We start from the raw sequence: 18,985 nt of genomic DNA on the forward strand, positions 1-18,985 counted from the left end.
ATTTAAAAAGTGTCTTTAATCCAGTTGTAAGGCTGACGTTTGATCCAATTTCCTCTCGTAAAATCTGGAAAATCTTGAGGTTCTCCATTGTTTTCAATAGAGACTTCCGAGAGCGGCGTAATGGCGCTCCAAGCCGCAGCATCATAGGCATCCATAGGCGGTGCGCTATTTTCTTTGGCCGATTCCACAAAGGCATTAAGGACAAAGAAATCCATGCCGCCATGTCCAGCACCTGTGGCTAATTCACCGTACTTTTGCCAAAGCGGATGGTCGTATTTTTCTAACCAAGAAGTAGCATCATCCCAGCGATGTGGATGCTCTGATTTTCCTTCTATATAAATTCGATTTCCGTCGACCTCCCATAGTCCTTCACTGCCCTGTACCCTAAAGCCTAATGAGTATGGCCTAGGTAAGTTGCAGTCGTGGGTTACAATTATGGTTTCTCCATTAGCAGTTTCAATAATGGAAGTGATAACATCACCCTGTTTGAATTTTAACTTGGCATTTGGATGATCTTCTCCACCATGCTTCACAATATAATTATGAAGACCAACCGCTTTTGTTGCATTTGAGGTGATCGACGTAAATCGATTACCTCTATTAATATTGCACATCGCCGCGATAGGCCCTACGCCATGCGTGGGATAAACATCGGCATTTCGTTTGAGAGAATGCTGTGTTCTCCAAGCTGATTCAGAAATGCCCTTATCACCAAATTCAACACCTTTTCCATAGGCCGATTTTCCATCGTTTAATTTTACAAATCGTAAATCGTGCTGATAACCACACCTAAAATGAACCAATTCGCCAAAAACATTTTGTCGCACCATGTTGAGTACGGCCATGATGTCTCTGCGGTAATTCACATTTTCAAGTATCATTACATGAGTACCCGTTTCTTCATGAGTATTTACAAGATCCCAGCATTCTTCCATGGTATTAGCAGCTGAAACTTCGACACCAGCATATTTTCCTGCTAACATCGCATCTTTTGCCATACGTGTATGCCACAACCAAGGTGTTGAAATAATCACGGCATCAACCTCTTTCAAGTCCAATAAATTTCTGTAATCATAATCATTCTTACCGAAAAGCTTCGGTTTAGGCTGTTTAGCTTTTGTAATCAAGTCGAGAGCAATGGCTATACGTCGGTCATCAATATCACATATTGCGGTTATACTCACATCGTCTCTTAATAACAAATTATTCAAATGATTGGTACCTCGTAACCCTACACCAATGAGGGCAACCTTAAGTTTTTCGGAATTAGACTTTAAATTGGAAGAAAAAGTGAATTGTGGTGCCAAAGTTATTCCGGCACCTAATATAGCCGATTGTTTTACAAAATCTCGTCGTGAACTCATACAGATCTATTAATTGGTTAAAACTCAAATTTAAGCTAAATTTTTCTTAAGACTTTTACTTTAATTTTTTGTAAAAGTACTGGGTCAATGTAAGGTTGGTTAAAATTAAAGTGAAGGCATAAACAATATCTTCAACAGGGATGGTGAAGATTCTAAAATTCATATTTTCAGCGTTGTTATACCAAACCACTTCATTTTCAATACTACTACCGGTTAAAATTCCATTGACAATAAAAAAAGGAATAAGCATTACTAAAAAGGTAAGATAATAGCTTTTTAACAATGCTGGCGAATATGTTCTTACTACCAATAAAAGTAGAATGGCATACAAAAAGTTAACGAATGTATACCATTTGTCATAGTACAAAACGCATAATAAAACCAAAACAGCAAGAACGCTATGAGTTATAGTGTTAACATGTTTTTGGTCCAATTCTTTACCAGGAAATAATTGCAGCAAAGCATAATGAGTAAAAACACAGGCATAAGGAATGCAAATAAAAAAAAGCCATTCTTCAATAGGAAGTGAAAACAAATAGCTTCCTAAAAAGTAGGATTCGTTAAACCCCCAAATACCATTTATAGTGAAAATAATATCCCAAGGAATAAAAATGAGCATGGTTAATGCAGTAGCAAGGAAAAACCCTTTCCAATAGGTGTAAAATTTAAGTTTTGGGTGAAAACTGAAAAGTAAAGGAATAGACAACGATCCAAGATTCAACAATATATATAGGTAGTTCATGTTGATTTCCATTGTAGACAAAAATTTCAGGATGTAGTTTCAGTATAAAAATACAAAACCAATATTAACTTTTAAAGTATTTAAAGGGAACTATTAACATGCCGAAACATTCGCCATCTTCTTTTCCAAGGTGTTTATGGTGCATTTTATGGGCTCTTCTAACGCCTCTAGCATACCAATTATTGGCATTTCGAAACAATTTAAAGCGCTGATGAATAAAAATATCATGAACTATAAAATAGGTGGCGCCATAAGCCATAATACCCAATCCAATAGGTAGGCAGAACCAAATAGCCTCATAACTCCAAAGGTAAAAACAGATCATACTTACAACGGCATAAAAAATAAAAAAAGCGTCGTTGCGTTCAAACCAACTTTTATGATCTTTTTTATGATGGTCTTTATGAAGATGCCATAAAAACCCGTGCATGACATACTTATGGGTAAACCATGCCATAAATTCCATAAAGGAAAAGGTTGCTATAAAAACTAATATCCACAAAATCACATCCATAGGTATTACATCAAATTTAGCTGATATTTTACATAACTTCGGGTTAATAATTCTAATTTTTTATAATTGGGAACTCGAATGCGGGTTGATCTTATAGCTAATGCGGGCGTTTTCTTTAATTTTTTTAGAAGCTGATGGTAGTACCTGTAAGCCATAAAAACTCCAAATCTGGCTTCGATAGGTAATTGTTTGATGCCTTGTAATCCTTTAGCAAAATCAGATTCTATATCTTCAATAATGGCTTGTTTGGAAGCTTCATCCAACTGACTTAAATCTAAATTAGGAAAATAGGATCTACTTAAATCCTCATAGTCCGATTTCAAATCTCTTAAGAAATTAACTTTTTGAAACGCAGATCCTAAACTCATGGCCGAGAATTTAAGTGCTTCATACTGTTCCTGGTTGCCTTTCACAAATACTTTAAGGCACATAAGCCCAACTACATCGGCCGAGCCATAGATATAGGCCTTGTATTCTTCATCAGTTAAGTAGGTGTTTTTGTGTAAATCCATACGCATACTGTTCATAAAAGAATCGACCAAATGCTGTTCTATAGCATACTTGTGATAGGTTTCCTGAAAGGAATTAAGAATAGGGTTGAGGCTTATTTTTGAAGTTAAGGCTTTGTGCAGATCAGATTCAAATTGAGAGAATAATTCTTCTTTATTATAATCATGAAAAGTGTCTACAATCTCATCTGCAAAGCGCACAAAACCATAAATGTTGTAAATATCTTGCCTAATACTTACCGCTAACATTTTGGTAGCTAGAGAAAAAGAGGTGCTGTAAGACTGTGTAACCAGTTTACTACATTGTCTTGAAACAGTATCGAAAATAGACTTCATAATGGACTAATTGGCATGGTGTTTTTTAATTAATTCGGCAACTAATTTTCCTGAAATTAAAGAGGGTGGAACACCAGGCCCCGGAACCGTGAGTTGCCCTGTAAAGTATAAATGGTCTACTTTTTTACTCTTTAATTTAGGTCTTAAAAAAGCCGTTTGCAGGAGTGTATTTGCCATCCCGTAGGCATTGCCTTTGTAGGAGTTGTAATCCTTGACGAAGTCATTAACACAAAAGGACTCCTTAAATATAATATTTTTTTTAACGTCTTGTGATGTAAGATGCTCAAAACGTGTGATGATTTTGTCAAAATAGATGTTTCGCAATTCTTGGGTATCATTTAAACCAGGAGCTAAAGGAATTAAAAATATACCTGCCTCATGATGCTCTGGTGCGGAAGAATTATCGGTCAGTGAAGGGAAACTTGCATAAAATAATGGATCTTTTGGCCAATGCGGTTGATCATAAATAGCTTTAGCATGGGTGTCAAAATCAACATCGAAGAATAAGGTGTGATGATTGACATTCTTCAATTTTTTGTCAAAACCCACGTAGAACAAGAGGGAAGAAGGGGCAAAAACTTTTTTCGCCCAATAACGTTCAGAGTATTGTCGATGAATGGGATCCATTAAAGTTTCGGTATGATGATAATCTGCTCCACTTAAAACAATGTCTGAATGATAAACTGTTCCATTTGAAATGATTCCTGTTGCTTTTCCTTTATCTACGATAATTTTATCTACAGAGTTTTCAGTTTTTATAACGACACCCAAATTTTCGGCCAGGCTTTTCATTGCTAAAATCACCTGAAACATTCCACCTTTTGGATGAAACGTTCCTATACCAAAATCGGCATAGTTCATAAAACTATAAAAGGAAGGAGTGTTGTCTGGTTTTGCTCCGAGAAAGAGAACTGGAAACTCAAGGATTTTTGCCAAGCGTTCATTTTTAAATTCTTTCCTGACATCTTTTTTGATGGTACTAAAAAATTGATTAATCTTCTTAATGGTGACCGGTGTGATGAGCTCAAGAGGTGAAACCCCAGGCCTATACACCAAGTCTTTAATAGCAACATCATAATTAGTTTGGGCAGTTGCCATAAAGGTTTTCAATTTTTTGGAACTGCCCGCTTCTTCCTTTTCAAATGTTTTGTATATTTTTTCTAAGGTATCTTCAATGGTGATATAATCATTCTCATTAAAATAAACACTGTAGGCTGGATTAAGCTTCTCAAGCTCATAAAATGCGCTAGGATGAGTACCGAAATCAGCAAAAAAGCGTTCAAATACGTCAGGCATCCAATACCAAGTAGGCCCAATATCAAACGTAAAGCCATCTCGTTTTAATTGTCTTGCTCTACCTCCAATGGTTTTGTTTTTTTCAAAAATTGTTACCTGATTACCATAACTGGCAAGATAACATGCGGCAGATAAGGCTGAAAAGCCAGAACCGATAATAGTGATGTGTTTATTCATTGTTTAACAAAAATAATAAAAAGTTAAACAAAATACATGCTTTGGTGAAAATTTATAGTGCTTTTACTAAATTTTCAATAGAATTGAACATTGAAACACCTGCTGGAAGTTTATTTTGTTCTATATGCTTTAGCATTTTGCCTAAAATCCAAAACTCGCACGAACTAAGTGTTATAATTTGATGATTGAAATCTTTAAGATAGTCGAGTAGCTGGTCCTTTTCTGGTTTTACCGTAAAATAGGAAATAAAAGTTACATCATCATAGTAGGTGGTAAGCTCTTTTAAGTTATCAATCGGAACACTTTGCCCTAGAAATATGCTATGATAACCTTTTGAAATTATTTCATAGTGAATAAACATAAGTCCTAACTCATGAATTTCGTTATCAGGGAGAAAGAGCACAAAGACTTTTTTGCTTGGATTTAAATGTTGTTGCTGAACAAGTTCAATATTAATCAATATTTTTTGCCTAATAAGCGTAGATATAAAATGCTCATGGGCTGGTGTTATGGTGCTAGTTTGCCAAAGTATCCCAATATGAGAAAGTAAAGGTAAAAACACATCATAAAAAATAGCTCTAAATGTTTTTTGAGCCGCTAATTCAGTATATACCTTATAAAATAACAGACTATCAAAATTGAGCATTGCAATTTTAATAGAATTAACGGCGTGATCTTCAGAATGGTGTTGTAATGCAATTTCTCTTACTTTTGAGATAATATCTCCTTTAGAGAAGGTTGCAATTTTAGATATTTTGTAACCATTTGTATTGAGATAACTAACGTTCAATAATTTTTGCAAGTTTTCAAGACTGTAGGTTCTAATATTAGTATCGGTACGTTCAGGTTCCAATAAATTGTAACGTTTTTCCCAGATCCTAATGGTGTGTGCCTTAATACCAGTAAGATTTTCAAGGTCTTTAATACTAAAACTTGATTTTATATTGTTCATTATTTTTTAATAAAGAATAAACAAAAATACAGTTTTAATCCATAAGAATTAATAGAATCGAAAAATTAACGGGGATTAATACTTAAGAAAGTGCGCACGAGAAGACTCGAACTTCCACATCCTAAACGGATACTAGCCCCTCAAGCTAGCGCGTCTACCAATTCCGCCACGTGCGCAAAAAATGTGAGGTAAAGATAAAAAAAAAGTTAAGCAAAGGCTTAACTTTTTGTGACCCGGCTGGGGCTCGAACCCAGGACCCTAACATTAAAAGTGTTATGCTCTACCAGCTGAGCTACCGAGTCTTTTTCTCTTTCGAGGGTGCAAATATAAAACGATTAATTTATAAACCCAACCCTTTTTTGTTTATTTTTTTTGTTTTTTTGTAGCTTCAATAGGTATGTTTTTAAAAATCAAATTGTAAGAAAAAAATGAACATTGTTTTAATAGGTTATATGGGGTCTGGAAAATCTTCAATTGGTAAAAAACTTGCCGCAATTTTAAAATCTTCGTATTGTGATTTAGATGAAGTGATTGAAAAGAAAGAACATCGAAGCATCACTGAAATTTTTAAAGAAAAAGGTGAAATCTATTTTAGAACCATAGAAAGCAAATACTTAATTGAAGTATTAGAACAGAATTCTAATTCAGTGATTGCATTGGGAGGAGGTACGCCATGTTACGGCAACAATATGGACGAAATTACAAAGGCACAAGGTACGGTTAGTATATATTTAAAAGCCTCTATTAATAGCTTATCTAATAGATTGTTTAACGAAAAAGCTAATCGGCCATTGATCGCACATTTGGAGACTGTGGAGGCATTAAATGAGTTTATTGGCAAGCATCTGTTTGAACGATCTTCCTTTTATAACCAGTGCAAAATTGTTATTAATACAGATAACAAATCCATTGATGAGGTTGTCGAATCTATCTTCTTGCAACTATTCTAAATAGACCTCAAACGCTTTACCCTCCAAAACCACTTCAACGTGTTCATGCAAAGATGTTGATAACGAAATGCCTTTGAAATCTGCTTTTACAGGATATTTTTTATGATTTCTGTTCACCAAGACAGCCGTTTTAAATTGTTTTAAGGGCACATCTAAAAAATGCTTAACTCCGTAAATTAAGGTGCTTCCCGAGTTGAGAACATCATCTACCAATACAATTGACTTATTAGAGTAGTCTTTTGGAGAGATAGAAGTTTTAATTTCGGTTTGTGGATTTTTCTTATCGATTATTACTTTGCAAAGTGTGATTTTTAAATCAGAAATCTTATCTAAATTAGACTTTAATTTTTTGGCGAGAATATAACCTTTGCTGTCTACACCAGCCAAAATGACTTCAGTTTCATTTACATTGCTTTCGTAGATTTGATAAGCTATGCGTCTAATTTTATGCTGAATTTCAGTATGATTTAAAATGATGTTCTTGCTACTATTCATATTCAACTATTTTGTATCAAAGATAAAAAAGTGGAGGCTAATTCTGTGGAGGATATAACTTTTAATTTCGATATTAAAGTGATTCGGGGCCTTCATAAAAGTCGTCAATATCCCTACGGTCTTTTTTGGTGGGTCTACCAGCTCCTTTTTTACGATAGTAATCTTTGGAATACTTCAAGAGTTCTTTAGCTTCAAAGGCTTCTTTGGGCGTTGTATCTGTTCGGTACATATCTACAAGTTTAGCTCCCACACGTCGCTCGGGCACATCATTTACCGTAAGCTGATAATTAATTTGGTCTTTCCGTATTTGAATTTTATCACCAGGGTAAACTTCGCGACTTGGTTTTACAGCCTGATCATTCACTTTTACATGTCCTTTTTTACAAGCATCTGTTGCGATACTACGTGTTTTGTAGTAACGCACAGACCATAAAAATTTATCCACTCGCATATTAAAAATTAAAAAACAACGTTAATGTTATTGTACAAAAATATTATATTATTGTATCTTGCGCTCCTAAAAATAGGCATTATTAAAAGGTTTTAAAATTTGCTATGGTTTTAAAACGATTTTATGAAAAAAGAAAACTATGAGAATTAAAAATTACGCTGCATTTTTGTTTGTTTTAATTTTAGGCTTTACCTCTTGTAAAAAGGATGATGACCCAACAGGCCCAACTGTGGTTGAAAAGGATAGAGCAGAACAACAAATAGTGGATAATGATTCCTTACTGGGGTATTTTGCAACGCATTATTATAATGCCTCTACCTTCGCAAATCCAGGGAATTATAAAATGTCTGATTTAATAATATCTGAATTACCAAAAGACGATCAAGGTAATTATTTACCATTACCAGATCCAGATAACAATAAATTATTAAGTGATCCGGGTGTTCTTGAAATAAAGACCACCACATATTTAGAGGTGGAATATCAATATTACATTTTACGAATTACTCCAGGGGGTGGTAAGAATCCTAATTTTTCTGATAATGTAAAAATCAATTATTCTGGTAACTTAATGAATGAAGATATTTTTGATAGCACAGCCAACCCTACGGTATTGGATTTGGTGAATGTGATCCCGGGATGGAGAGAAGCTATACCCGAATTTAAAACTTCTGTAGGATTACCGACCATTGGACCAGATGGAAAAGAACAATATGATAATTACGGCTTTGGTGTTATGTTTTTGCCATCAGGGTTAGCTTATTATTCTTCGCCTCCTTTTGGAATCCCAGTATATTCAAATCTTATTTTTAGATTTCAGTTATTTCAAACAGGACCCAATGACCATGATGGTGATGGGATATGGTCTCACATGGAAGATTTAAACGGTAATGAGAATTTGTATGATGATGATACTGATGGCGATAGTGTTCCTAACTTTTTAGATGCTAATGATGATAATGATACGCTTACTACCAGAAACGAATTAAAGTTCAATACTTATACGGTAGATACTAATCAAGGGGAACAAGAGCCAGTGCTGGCTCAAAATGAATTTGAAATTAGTAGAACGGTTTCTTCTGGAATCATTACCATACGTACTGCTGTCCTACTGGATTCTAATAATGATGGTACGCCAGATTATTTAGATAAAAATATCGCAATTCAAGGATAATTTAAATTGCGTTTTACCTAGTGAGTAGCTGTTTATTTAGCTGTCTACCATCATCTGTTATTAGCGAAACTATTATCGAACTTTGGGTCTGTGTATCAGTTAAAGGAATGTATACTTTATTAGCATTGATTTTTGATCTATTAAGAAGTCTTTGTCCTAAAGTATTGTAAATCGTTACATCACTCAAAACTGTTGTTGAATTTGTTTTAATAACTAATTCTTTTGTACCATTCACATAATGAAATGAGGTATGCTCAAAAGGCCTATCGTCTATTGCTAAAGTAGTGTTAGGAGCAGATGCTTCAATTAAACCAGAGTTATTAGAAAAAGTTATAAAAAACCGGTCAGTATATTCGCCTTGAGTAACCATATTAGTATAATCGGTGTCATTCAATGAGGTAAAGGTGTCAAATAATGAATCATAGATAAACACATCTATGGGCTCATTAAAGTTTTCTAAAGCAGTTAAGGATATTTTAATGTTCCCCGAATTGGCTATAAACATCCCAAATGGGTAATATTTGGTGTTCTCAAAAGCACCTACTCCTTGAATTACATATCGACCACCTTCAATCATCCAATTGAGATCGTCCGGTAGCGTGTCAATATTTAATGCATCATAGCCGTAATCTACACCATCAGTGGCAGCATTGTCAGGTGTAAATGCTAATAATAAATGTCTAGTATAGCCTAAAGGGTTAACGAAATCTACACGCACGCGTTGAATTTCAGAAGCCATAGTTGAAGTGGCTGAAGTCTTCTCAATAGTTTTAGCCTGACCAGTGATTGAAAAACATAGTACAAACAAAAAACATAAGTAGGTAATCTTGTTCATGCCATTTGGATTAAGTTAATTTTAATAGTTTGGTGCTGCTAATATATAAAAAAAATCTACAAAATGCATAAAAATTCGATGAAATACATAATTTGTTAAGAAATTTGAAGATTTGGCATAAAAAAAGCAGCTTTTAAAGCTGCTTTTTTTTAAAATATGAACTTAAGAACTCATTTAAAATTTAATAATTACCTTTTTGTTAACCGTGGCACGACTAGTTTCTACTTTAAGGATGTAATTACCTTCAGAGATTTTTGAAACAGGAATTCTGATTTCATTATTAGCCATAGGTAAATTGGTCATGTTCCATGACTTTACCGTTTGCCCCAACATATTTATCAAGTAGATTTGTCTAACGTCTACACTGTTAATAGTCTTCACATAAATCTCATCATTGTTATTTAAATAGCTCACAAGAATGTTTTGTGATTCTTCATCTTCAATTGAAAGTGTGCCACTATTATCTTGGAATGCAATATAGAATCTATTAAGGTAATCATTGGCTTCTAAACTTATTTGATAATTAACATCGTTTATTTTTGTATAAGTCCCCAATAAGGCATCATAAATAAACACATCAATAACTTCAGCAAAGTTTTCAAGTCCGGTCAATTCTATTTCAATGATCCCACTAGAATTTAAGAACATGCCTAAAGGATATTGTTTAGCCTTATCAAACTCTCCTACACCTTGTATCACATAACGATCACCATTGATGATCCAGTTTAAATCGTTGGGGAAGTTTTCAAAATTAAGTGCATCATATCCATAATCATAATCGTCTGTGGCTAATCCACCAGGAACAAATCCTAATAAGAGCGGTCTGATTGCACCTTCTGGGCTTTTAAATGTGATTCTCACACGTTTGATGTCATCATTACTAGATCTGCTGCTGGTATTTCCTTTAGCTTTGGATTTACCTGTGCCACCATTCGACCTTATGAAGGTTGAACCACTCGAGGCATTATTATTAGTTTCTCTTTGGAAAACTCTTTGGCCATTATTAAAGGTAACAAGGCCACCTGTGCCAGTACCATAAGGTGTCGTTGTAGCAGTTACAAAGAATCCTTGGGCCACAGGTACATATCGTCCTGGTGTTTTAGTACCTGCGCCTCCAATAATAATTATACCGTCTGTGGTTGGCGGAGGTGTTACCGCAGGTAAGCCGCCAGAGAGGTTATATACAGCATAGCCGCCTAAATAATCCCTTAAGATATGGGTATTGTTACTAGGGTAATGCTCCCAGAAGTATAATGCACCCGCAATACTATTAGTACCACTAGGACCGTTATCATTTATAAATTGATTTGCATCTATTGACGATGAATACGGGTTACCCACCAAGGCATCATTGCCAGATATAACAGGAGTACTAATAGTTGCATTATTTGGTTTACCTCTAAATACATAGTTTTGTAAACCATTAGCTGTTGTAGCACCACTACCTTTCATGGTAAATCCTAATCCCGCTGCGATGGTTCCTGTTTCTTGTTTGTAACTCCAATTGGCATAAGTATTTGCTACATAATTTTCATAAGCCCAGATCCATCGTCTGCTAATAATTTTAGGATTTCCTGAACCTATAGCATTATAACTGCTTGTCCAATTAAGGGCAATTGGTGCCGCAGCAACTGTACCATCTAATAACACAGCTGCAACGTTATAAGGCAAATTATTAGCAGAAGTATTTACAGGGTTCACAAACGAACTAAAATAATTATAATTAAATAAGTTGGTTGTGCCTTGTTGATCTCGTTCAAGGTATCCTCCACTAGCTGGGTTGAGCATACTTTCGTTCACTTGTGTGCCTGAATAGCGTTTTTGAACTAATTGTGATTCTCCTACTAGATCTATTATCCCATTTAATTCTAAATAATGGGTAACCCATAAGCCGTGACCTATATTGTTTTCATCTTGAGTCCCTTGAGCGGTAATTGTTAATTTGCTTGAAGCATCAACCAATAAGCCAAGAACTGTAACATCTCTCGGGTTTGCAGAAGTTAAATCAGAATCTACATTATGAGTCGTTTTTACGATATTCCAATCAATACGCGTATTGCCATCAATACCTATGGCGTTAGGGTAATCCCAAACCGAGTGCCCCCATAGCCATGGAGAGCTGGCGTCAGAGGCCGTATTATACCAATTACCAGCATTATCAGTTTCGTAGGGTAGTGGAGAGTTCTCTAATTGCCAAGTGGTAATGTTTCGCATTTGCCCATTTCTGGTACCTGCATTGGCTAATAAATAACCATTAGCAACATCAGTAGCTTGGTTCATTCTATAATAACCATCCAAATCAGCCCAGACTAAAGCCGACGGAGGACCAGGGATATCTATAGGGATAATAGCACCACGTACATTACCTCCATTATTAATAATTTCCTGATTCATCATATGTCGAATCTGCTCAATAGACAGCTCTCTATTCCAAATTCTCAATTCGTCCAACCAACCAGAATAATAATTGATTGGGGCAGGGTTGCCACCCGCAGCACTTCTATCCATAGCCCCCATGATGCATTCAAAATTATTTGCTAGAGGCACTGCGCCATTAGTGTTGGTGCCTAATAGAATTCCATCGATATACATTTTATAGGTATTGCTGCCATTAAAAGTTACCGCAACGTGATACCATCTATTGGTGCTAATGGTATTAGTATGTGTTAACGAGCCACCATTATTCCAATTGAATGAAATTTTGTTCTCAACAAGTCTTAAATCATAACCCGTTGTTAAGTTGACCCCATCTCTTTTTGATAAGATGGTTTGTATATAATTATTAGGATTTCCTGCTTCAGTGGTTGGGTCTGGTTTTACCCAAATCTCAATACTAAATGGTCCAGCGTCTAAATCATAATCATTTCTAAAGGTGACATTATCATCATAGCCATCAAAATCTAATGAAGGACAATTGGCAAGGTTTATAATGACACTATCTGAACAATCACCGCCTGAACCATGTACTGTCCAGGTTAATTCGTATTGTCCACCTGGTCCCACAAATTCTGCTCTAGGATCTGTAACACTAGGGAAAAAGTAGTCTGCGGGGTCTTCGGTTGCCCAATTAATTCCAACAACACTTGGCCCAGATGTTATAGACCATTCACCTAAAGCTCCCGTGCCATCGTAGTCAAACGCAGGGCCCGAAGGTATGGTGTATAGACCATTTACCCAATTACCAGAGGCTAAAAGTTCAACATAATTACGTCTTGATTTTTTGGTATTATCATAGGCATGTAATTGCGCTGCATTACCACAACCTACAGCGGTTTGATCGACTCCGGCAAAAGCGAAATCTACAGTAAGTGGGACGTCTTCAGAGCCTTCAGGGGCTAAACTTCTACAGCCATTAATATAGGTAGTAACCGTATAAATTTGATAACCAGGAGTTATTGGTTGATGCACAATTGTATTATCGTTTGAAATATAAACTCCAAACTGATCAGTCCATTCTATGGTGCTATTTGCAGGACCTGTTGGTAGCTCAATATTATCGAGTGCCCACACACTTTCGCAGTTACGAATTAACACAAAACGAATTCTCATTTGAGTATTCCCAAAATAGGAGCTTAAATCAACTGTTGTTGTGTTAAGATTAAACTGTGTCAAATTTCCAGAGTTTACGGCTGGTGAAGAAGTTCCAGTCACTACACCTCCAGTTCTCCATGAAGTATCTGTAACTTGATCGTCTGGGATGTTAGTCCAGCTTGAACCACCATTAGTTGAAACTTGGATAATCGCCTGTCCTGCAGGATAGTTAACCGAACTTCCTGAAGGTCCAGTACATGTAGTAGGTCCTGACAATATAAAAGCCTCATCAAAAGTAAATATTGCATCCTGTAAGGTCATTAAACTGAAAATTGGTGTTGTTAAGGTGGTCATGGCCACGCCGCCTTCATAATAATAAGGATCATTTTGTTGGTTTTGATTTAAAACACCACCAGCGATAGCGTATTTGGGTTCACCTGAATTCCAGCTGATAGGGCCTATCCCGGCCACTGTGAGTGGATGAGGATTGGTCCCTGACCAGTTATTGTTTTTACCATTGTTACCAGCGGCACTTAAGCCTCTTACATTTCCATCTACAAGCCAGCTGTCAGGGTCCTGTGTATTAATTTGTCCAGTTTGAAAGAGTCCACCTGAATTTAATTGTTCTGCCCCATAATTTACTGACGCCGTCATTGTTGTGGTATCACCATAACAGAACTCTGTAGGGGAGGCATCAACAGGTTCAGGCTTTAAATCTGGAGGAATTACACTTACATAGGCCACAGACGAATAGCCTGCATTACCACAAGTTGTAGCAGAATTGAAAACAACACGATAGCTAGTTACGCCAATAAGACCGGTAAAATCATAGGTTAGGATGTTATTGTCGGGATCTCCATCACTTGGAGCTGTCATAAAACCAGAGCCGTTATTATATTGCCATTCTTGTATATAGGGTGTATAGCTTGGGTCTATATGTAAAGTCAATCTGCCATCGCCTTCATGACAGGCTAAAATCTGGCTACTTATTGGACCAGGTGTTGGAGGGGTTGTTTGATCGTATGCAAATCCATCTAATAACGCATCTGCTAAATCTGGTACAATGGTGACACTTTGAGATGCTTGTACTTGACCACAGCCATTAGTTACTGCTCCAAAAGTATAATATACGGTGTAGGTTCCAACAGTACTTGCGTCTAAATCAATTGTTCCAGTTGAAGAATTAATCACTAGCCCGCCTGGACTAGAGCTAAATGTACCACCATTTTGTGTTTTTGTTGGGGTTGGATCTGTACCGTTCTCACAGTATTGAGCTGATGCATAACTAAAAGTAGCATTTGGCTCGGCTTCTATTTCAACATTATAAGTAGCTACTACTGCATTACATACCGTAGAAGCAGGAATAGTATACGAAATTGTATAGGTGCCTACAGAACTCCCATTCGGTGTGATTAATCCCGTAGACGTATTTAAGTTTAAGGTTGGTCCTCCTGTATTAACCACGTAGGAGTAGGTTCCAGCCGATCCATTATTCTGTGTTAAATTTACAGCATAAGTCGCTACATCCGATTCGCAATAGGCTGCACTTAAATAACTAATGGTTGCTGTTGGTAATGGGTCAATAGATAGTATCATGGAGTCACTTACATTGCCACAAGGATTGGTTGCATTAGTTGTCGTGTAGGTTAATGTAACAGTTCCATTACTGATATCTGTATTACTTGGTGTGTAAACTGCTGTGGTAGAAGCATTATTGAAACTTCCTGTACCTGATGAGGTCCAAGTTCCGGTTGAAGCACTACCACCTATAGTAGCATTCATAGTTGCGGTATCATTCGAACAAATGGTTTGGTCAGCACCTGCATTTATTGTGGGTAATGGGTGAACTGTTAAGTTAGCCGTTAATGAACTCACGCTGCCACAATTTCCAATGGGTGGTCCAGAGAACACGACATAGTAGTTGCCAGAATCACTAGGGACAAGGTTTGTTAAATCTAGCGTTGCTGTACTTCCAGTACCATTTGCACCAGAAATAGCAATATGGCTAGGAGAACTCACCTTATACCATTGCCATGAATCTATGGTTCCATTGGCATCAACCGTAAAGGTATAACTATCATTTTCGCATCTAACCCCGTCATCTGGTTGCGAATTCACATCAATAGAGATGTTTTCATTCACATTTAATGTCACGGTTTGAGAGGTGACTGAAGCACAATCTCCAGCGCTATTACTAATGACTACATAATAAGACCCAGCATTTGCAAGTGCTACAGAAGGGAAATTTAAAATATTAGAATTGCCTCCAGTGGGCACATAACCACTACCTCCATTAAAATACCATTGGTATGATAAATCATCACCGGCAGCAACCACACTTAAACTAGCGGCGTTATTTTCACAAACACCCACATTTTCGGGCTCTGTATAAATAATGATTTGATCTCTTATGGTTAATATCATTGTATCACTTACCGCAGGACATATGCCAGCGGGATCATTAGAAAGATAGGTTAAGGTTACCGAACCATTACTAATATCATTGGCACTAGGGGTATAGATGGCATTAATTGAATTAGAATTAAAACTTCCAGTACCACTTGAAGACCAAGTGCCAGAGGTTGCGCTTCCATTTAAGCTTGCCGCCATAGTAGCTGTTTCATTCGAACAAATAATTTGATTTGGACCAGCATCAATAAAAGCTGCTTCATTTATTGTTAAAATCATAATATCACTTACAGCTGAACAAACTCCCGATGGATTATTAGTGGTGTAAGTTAAAGTGACACTACCATTACTAATATCAGTAGCATTTGGCGTGTACACCGCCGTAGGTGAATTATTGCTAAAACTACCACCACCACTTGAAGACCAGCTTGCAGAGGTCGCACTGCCACCAAAAGAGGCCGCCATAGTGGCCGTAGACCCTTCACAAATTGTGATATCTGGTCCAGCATTAATAGTTGGGGCTTGGTTTATACTCAATATCATAGAGTCACTCACCGAAGGACATGGACCTGTTGGGTCGTTAGTTGTATACGTTAGCGTTACAGTGCCATTAGCTATGTCTGTGGCATTCGGAGTGTAAATTGCTGTAGTTGAATTATTACTAAAACTACCTCCAGAACTTGATGACCACGTACCTGATGTGGCACTTCCACCTAAAGTCGCCGCCATCGTTGCCGTTTGTCCTTCACAAATACTAAAGTCAGGACCAGCATTAACCGTCGCTTGCGGATTCACTGTTATGGTTGCACTGCCTGAAGCACCTTGACTACAGGCCGGGCTTGCTGTATAACCAACGCTCAACAATGTATAGGTTGATGTGGTTGCCGGAGATGCCGATAGGGTTGCAGTTCCTGAAGCCCCAACGTCTATTGTTTGATTAGAACCTGGACTTACTTGATAAGTTACAGTGGTGTTTGGCGTTGCTGTAAACGTTATGTTAGAGGAACTTCCTTCACAGATTGTGTTAGTGCCGCTGATACTTGCTGTTGGATTTGGTAAGACATGAATAGTCATTGTATCCGAAACAGCTCCCGAGCAAGTGTTATTTGTATTAGTAGTACTAAATATCGTAATGGTAATAGTGGTGCCAGGGGTAACGCCTGAAGGTAGAATATAGATGGAATTTACGTCATCTGGATCTGTGAAGCTACCTCCAGAAACATTTGACGACCAATCCCATTGATTTTTCCGTCTAATAACGCCGCCTATTTGTCCAGCTAATTGTACTTGTGTAGTTCCAGGACAAATGTTTTGGTCTGGTCCCGCATTCACATATAAAAAGGTATCGGTGCTCACTAATAATTCTCTATAGGCGCTGGTCCCACATAAATTGGTGGCAGTCACTCTAATGGGCACATTGTTTTGAATCAGATTACTTACATAATCAACTGTAATCTGATTGGTACCTGCTCCTGATGTGATATTAAAGCCAGATGGTAGTGTCCAATTGTAAGATTGGATATTTGGATCTGCTGGTACCGAATAAACTAGGCCATATGAAGGCGGGCAAACACCAATTGGGCCACTTATTGTTCCTGGTATTGCAGGTGTGGTATAAACAGTCATGTTTATAGTATTACTCGTAACCAAAGCATTATTATTACATGGCTCACTTGTGGCCATTTGAACATAGATAGAAGCATTATTGCTTAAGCTTGTACTTGAATAGGTTGATCCGTTGCCTGCACTTACTCCATTTACATACCAAGTATATACAGGAGAAGTTCCTCCATTAGTTGGTGTGGCAGTAAATGTCACATTCGTGCCAGAGCAAATAGAACTTGCTGAAGCACTAATACTTACTGATGGTGTTAATATGGGATTGACATTAATGATTACCGAATCGGTTGCATAACAGCCGGTTCCTGCATTCTCACTTCTTATAAAATAGGGTGTTGTACTTGAAGGCGAAACATTCGGGCTAATTGCATTCGTGGCATTATTGGCGTTCGTTTGACTAGTGTAATAGGTTAAGGCTCCACTACCACTAGCAATTGTACTTAAATTAAAAGAATCACCAACACATATACTTTGATCGGCACCCGCGTTGACCGTAGGAAGAGGATCGATAGTGATGTTAATTGTATCAGTCACATAGCATCCAGTTCCAAATTCACTTCTTACATAATAAGTGGTTGCACTTGTAGGACTCACAGTGGCCGAAATGGCACCTGTATCATTGTTGGCATTAGCTTGAGTCATATGAAACGTTACCGTAGTTCCATTCGTGCTCACTAAAGTATTTAGATCTATGGAGCTTTGGCTATTCGCACAAACAGAACCATTAGATGTTGATAAAGTTGGCAAAGCGTTTACATTGACAGAAATGCTATTTGAACTCGTGGCTGGCACAGGACTAGCACACTGCACATAAGAGGTTACTTCTAAAGTTACGACATCACCATTATTCAAAGTGGTTGTAGTAAAATTTTGCGTGGTGGTGGCATTGGCTCCATTAATTTTCCATTGATAGGTAGGGTTTGTACCACCATTCGTAATGCCACTAGGGGTAAAAGTTGCCGATTCACCTGCACATATGGTGCTTGGTCCATTAATTGTAAAAGAAACAGGTCGACTGGCATTAACCGTCATGTTTACCACATTACTGTTTACTGTTGTATTACATGCTGACAGGTTAGAGGTCATGACTGCTCTTACGGCATCGGCGTTGTTTAAAGTTGTACTTGTAAAGGTTGGACTAACACCTTGGCTTACATTATTCACAAACCACTCATAAGTTCCACCGTTAGAAGGTGTAGGGGTGAAAGTCACCGAAGTGCCTTGACAAATGGTAGTTGATGGTGAAGCTGTAATACTTACCGTAGCACTTGCTGCAGCATCAATTACGGTGACGTCAAAACTACATTGGGCACTGTTTCCAGCCGCATCAGTTACTACAAAGGTATTTGTAGTAGTTCCCACAGGAAATGCGCTACCAGAAGGTAAACCTGCAGTTTGTACGGTATTAGCTCCCGAACAGTTATCTGTACCTGTTGGCGTTGTATAATTAACAACAACGCTACAGGTTGATGGGGTATTTGTTACAGTAATATTGCTAGGGCAAGAGATTACCGGATTGTCATCATCAGTAATGGTCACGTCAAAAGAACACTGTACGGAGTTTCCAGCGGCATCTACAGCGGTATACGTTACTGTTGTAGTTCCAATAGGGAATGTTGCACCCGGATTA

The 18,985-nt window shown here is 37.3% G+C and carries 12 protein-coding genes, 2 tRNA genes and 1 pseudogene; 2 read left to right on the forward strand and 13 right to left on the reverse strand.

Annotated elements, in window-relative coordinates; all coding sequences use genetic code 11:
• Positions 1–2 precede the first annotated feature (2 nt).
• From ACFO5O_RS01905 to ACFO5O_RS01940, 8 genes are all read right to left on the reverse strand, one after another.
• Positions 3–1,364: a Gfo/Idh/MocA family protein gene (locus ACFO5O_RS01905; protein WP_387960403.1), complete on the reverse strand. Its 1,362-nt coding sequence runs from the start codon at positions 1,362–1,364 to the stop codon at positions 3–5.
• A 55-nt stretch (positions 1,365–1,419) separates the two neighbouring features.
• Positions 1,420–2,118, reverse strand: a complete 699-nt coding sequence (locus tag ACFO5O_RS01910) for a lycopene cyclase domain-containing protein (RefSeq protein WP_387960405.1) — start codon at positions 2,116–2,118, stop codon at positions 1,420–1,422.
• A 52-nt stretch (positions 2,119–2,170) separates the two neighbouring features.
• On the reverse strand, positions 2,171–2,620 hold the full coding sequence (locus ACFO5O_RS01915) for a sterol desaturase family protein (protein ID WP_387960406.1): 450 nt from the start codon (positions 2,618–2,620) through the stop codon (positions 2,171–2,173).
• 5 nt (positions 2,621–2,625) lie between these two features.
• Positions 2,626–3,465, reverse strand: a complete 840-nt coding sequence (locus ACFO5O_RS01920; protein ID WP_387960408.1) for a phytoene/squalene synthase family protein — start codon at positions 3,463–3,465, stop codon at positions 2,626–2,628.
• Positions 3,466–3,471: 6 nt separating this feature from the next.
• Positions 3,472–4,938, reverse strand: a complete 1,467-nt coding sequence (locus ACFO5O_RS01925; protein WP_387960410.1) for a phytoene desaturase family protein — start codon at positions 4,936–4,938, stop codon at positions 3,472–3,474.
• Between the two features lie 52 nt (positions 4,939–4,990).
• Complete coding sequence (locus tag ACFO5O_RS01930; RefSeq protein WP_387960412.1) at positions 4,991–5,890, reverse strand: MerR family transcriptional regulator; 900 nt, start codon at positions 5,888–5,890, stop codon at positions 4,991–4,993.
• A gap of 91 nt (positions 5,891–5,981) precedes the next feature.
• Positions 5,982–6,066, reverse strand: a tRNA-Leu gene (locus ACFO5O_RS01935).
• A 53-nt stretch (positions 6,067–6,119) separates the two neighbouring features.
• Positions 6,120–6,192, reverse strand: a tRNA-Lys gene (locus ACFO5O_RS01940).
• Between the two features lie 126 nt (positions 6,193–6,318).
• On the opposite strand from ACFO5O_RS01940, the gene ACFO5O_RS01945 reads away from it, so the two are divergent.
• Positions 6,319–6,840: a shikimate kinase gene (locus tag ACFO5O_RS01945; RefSeq protein WP_387960414.1), complete on the forward strand. Its 522-nt coding sequence runs from the start codon at positions 6,319–6,321 to the stop codon at positions 6,838–6,840.
• Here the strand turns inward: ACFO5O_RS01945 and ACFO5O_RS01950 are convergent.
• Both ACFO5O_RS01950 and ACFO5O_RS01955 read right to left on the reverse strand, forming a co-directional pair.
• On the reverse strand, positions 6,832–7,335 hold the full coding sequence (locus ACFO5O_RS01950) for a phosphoribosyltransferase family protein (protein ID WP_387960416.1): 504 nt from the start codon (positions 7,333–7,335) through the stop codon (positions 6,832–6,834). The two genes, ACFO5O_RS01945 and ACFO5O_RS01950, sit on opposite strands and share 9 nt — an antisense overlap.
• A 73-nt stretch (positions 7,336–7,408) precedes the next feature.
• Positions 7,409–7,786, reverse strand: coding sequence for an RNA-binding S4 domain-containing protein (locus ACFO5O_RS01955; RefSeq protein WP_387960418.1), 378 nt, complete (start codon positions 7,784–7,786; stop codon positions 7,409–7,411).
• 139 nt (positions 7,787–7,925) lie between these two features.
• Between ACFO5O_RS01955 and ACFO5O_RS01960 the strand changes: the two genes are divergently transcribed.
• The gene (locus ACFO5O_RS01960) at positions 7,926–8,960 is read left to right on the forward strand and encodes an FKBP-type peptidyl-prolyl cis-trans isomerase (protein WP_387960420.1); all 1,035 of its coding nucleotides are present in this window, start codon (positions 7,926–7,928) and stop codon (positions 8,958–8,960) included.
• Between the two features lie 13 nt (positions 8,961–8,973).
• On the opposite strand, the gene ACFO5O_RS01965 is transcribed toward ACFO5O_RS01960, so the two are convergent.
• The 3 genes and pseudogenes from ACFO5O_RS01965 to ACFO5O_RS01975 all read right to left on the reverse strand — a co-directional run.
• Positions 8,974–9,795 (reverse strand): hypothetical protein, encoded by an 822-nt coding sequence (locus ACFO5O_RS01965; protein ID WP_387960422.1) that lies wholly within the window; start codon positions 9,793–9,795, stop codon positions 8,974–8,976.
• A 174-nt stretch (positions 9,796–9,969) separates the two neighbouring features.
• Entirely contained in the window at positions 9,970–18,894 is an 8,925-nt protein-coding gene (locus ACFO5O_RS01970) for a LamG-like jellyroll fold domain-containing protein (RefSeq protein ID WP_387960432.1), read from the reverse strand.
• Between the two features lie 3 nt (positions 18,895–18,897).
• A pseudogene (locus ACFO5O_RS01975) lies at positions 18,898–18,985 on the reverse strand (HYR domain-containing protein); the annotation flags it as partial.

It is taken from the genome of Geojedonia litorea (assembly GCF_042654525.1).
Taxonomy (GTDB): domain Bacteria; phylum Bacteroidota; class Bacteroidia; order Flavobacteriales; family Flavobacteriaceae; genus Geojedonia; species Geojedonia litorea.

Excerpts from the sequence above, each read along its gene's own strand:
- ACFO5O_RS01905 (WP_387960403.1), bottom strand. The coding sequence starts at position 1,364 with ATGAGTTCACGACGAGATTTTGTAAAACAATCGGCTATATTAGGTGCC.
- ACFO5O_RS01910 (WP_387960405.1), bottom strand. The coding sequence starts at position 2,118 with ATGGAAATCAACATGAACTACCTATATATATTGTTGAATCTTGGATCG.
- ACFO5O_RS01915 (WP_387960406.1), bottom strand. The coding sequence starts at position 2,620 with ATGGATGTGATTTTGTGGATATTAGTTTTTATAGCAACCTTTTCCTTT.
- ACFO5O_RS01920 (WP_387960408.1), bottom strand. The coding sequence starts at position 3,465 with ATGAAGTCTATTTTCGATACTGTTTCAAGACAATGTAGTAAACTGGTT.
- ACFO5O_RS01925 (WP_387960410.1), bottom strand. The coding sequence starts at position 4,938 with ATGAATAAACACATCACTATTATCGGTTCTGGCTTTTCAGCCTTATCT.
- ACFO5O_RS01930 (WP_387960412.1), bottom strand. The coding sequence starts at position 5,890 with ATGAACAATATAAAATCAAGTTTTAGTATTAAAGACCTTGAAAATCTT.
- ACFO5O_RS01945 (WP_387960414.1), top strand. The coding sequence starts at position 6,319 with ATGAACATTGTTTTAATAGGTTATATGGGGTCTGGAAAATCTTCAATT.
- ACFO5O_RS01950 (WP_387960416.1), bottom strand. The coding sequence starts at position 7,335 with ATGAATAGTAGCAAGAACATCATTTTAAATCATACTGAAATTCAGCAT.
- ACFO5O_RS01955 (WP_387960418.1), bottom strand. The coding sequence starts at position 7,786 with ATGCGAGTGGATAAATTTTTATGGTCTGTGCGTTACTACAAAACACGT.
- ACFO5O_RS01960 (WP_387960420.1), top strand. The coding sequence starts at position 7,926 with ATGAGAATTAAAAATTACGCTGCATTTTTGTTTGTTTTAATTTTAGGC.
- ACFO5O_RS01965 (WP_387960422.1), bottom strand. The coding sequence starts at position 9,795 with ATGAACAAGATTACCTACTTATGTTTTTTGTTTGTACTATGTTTTTCA.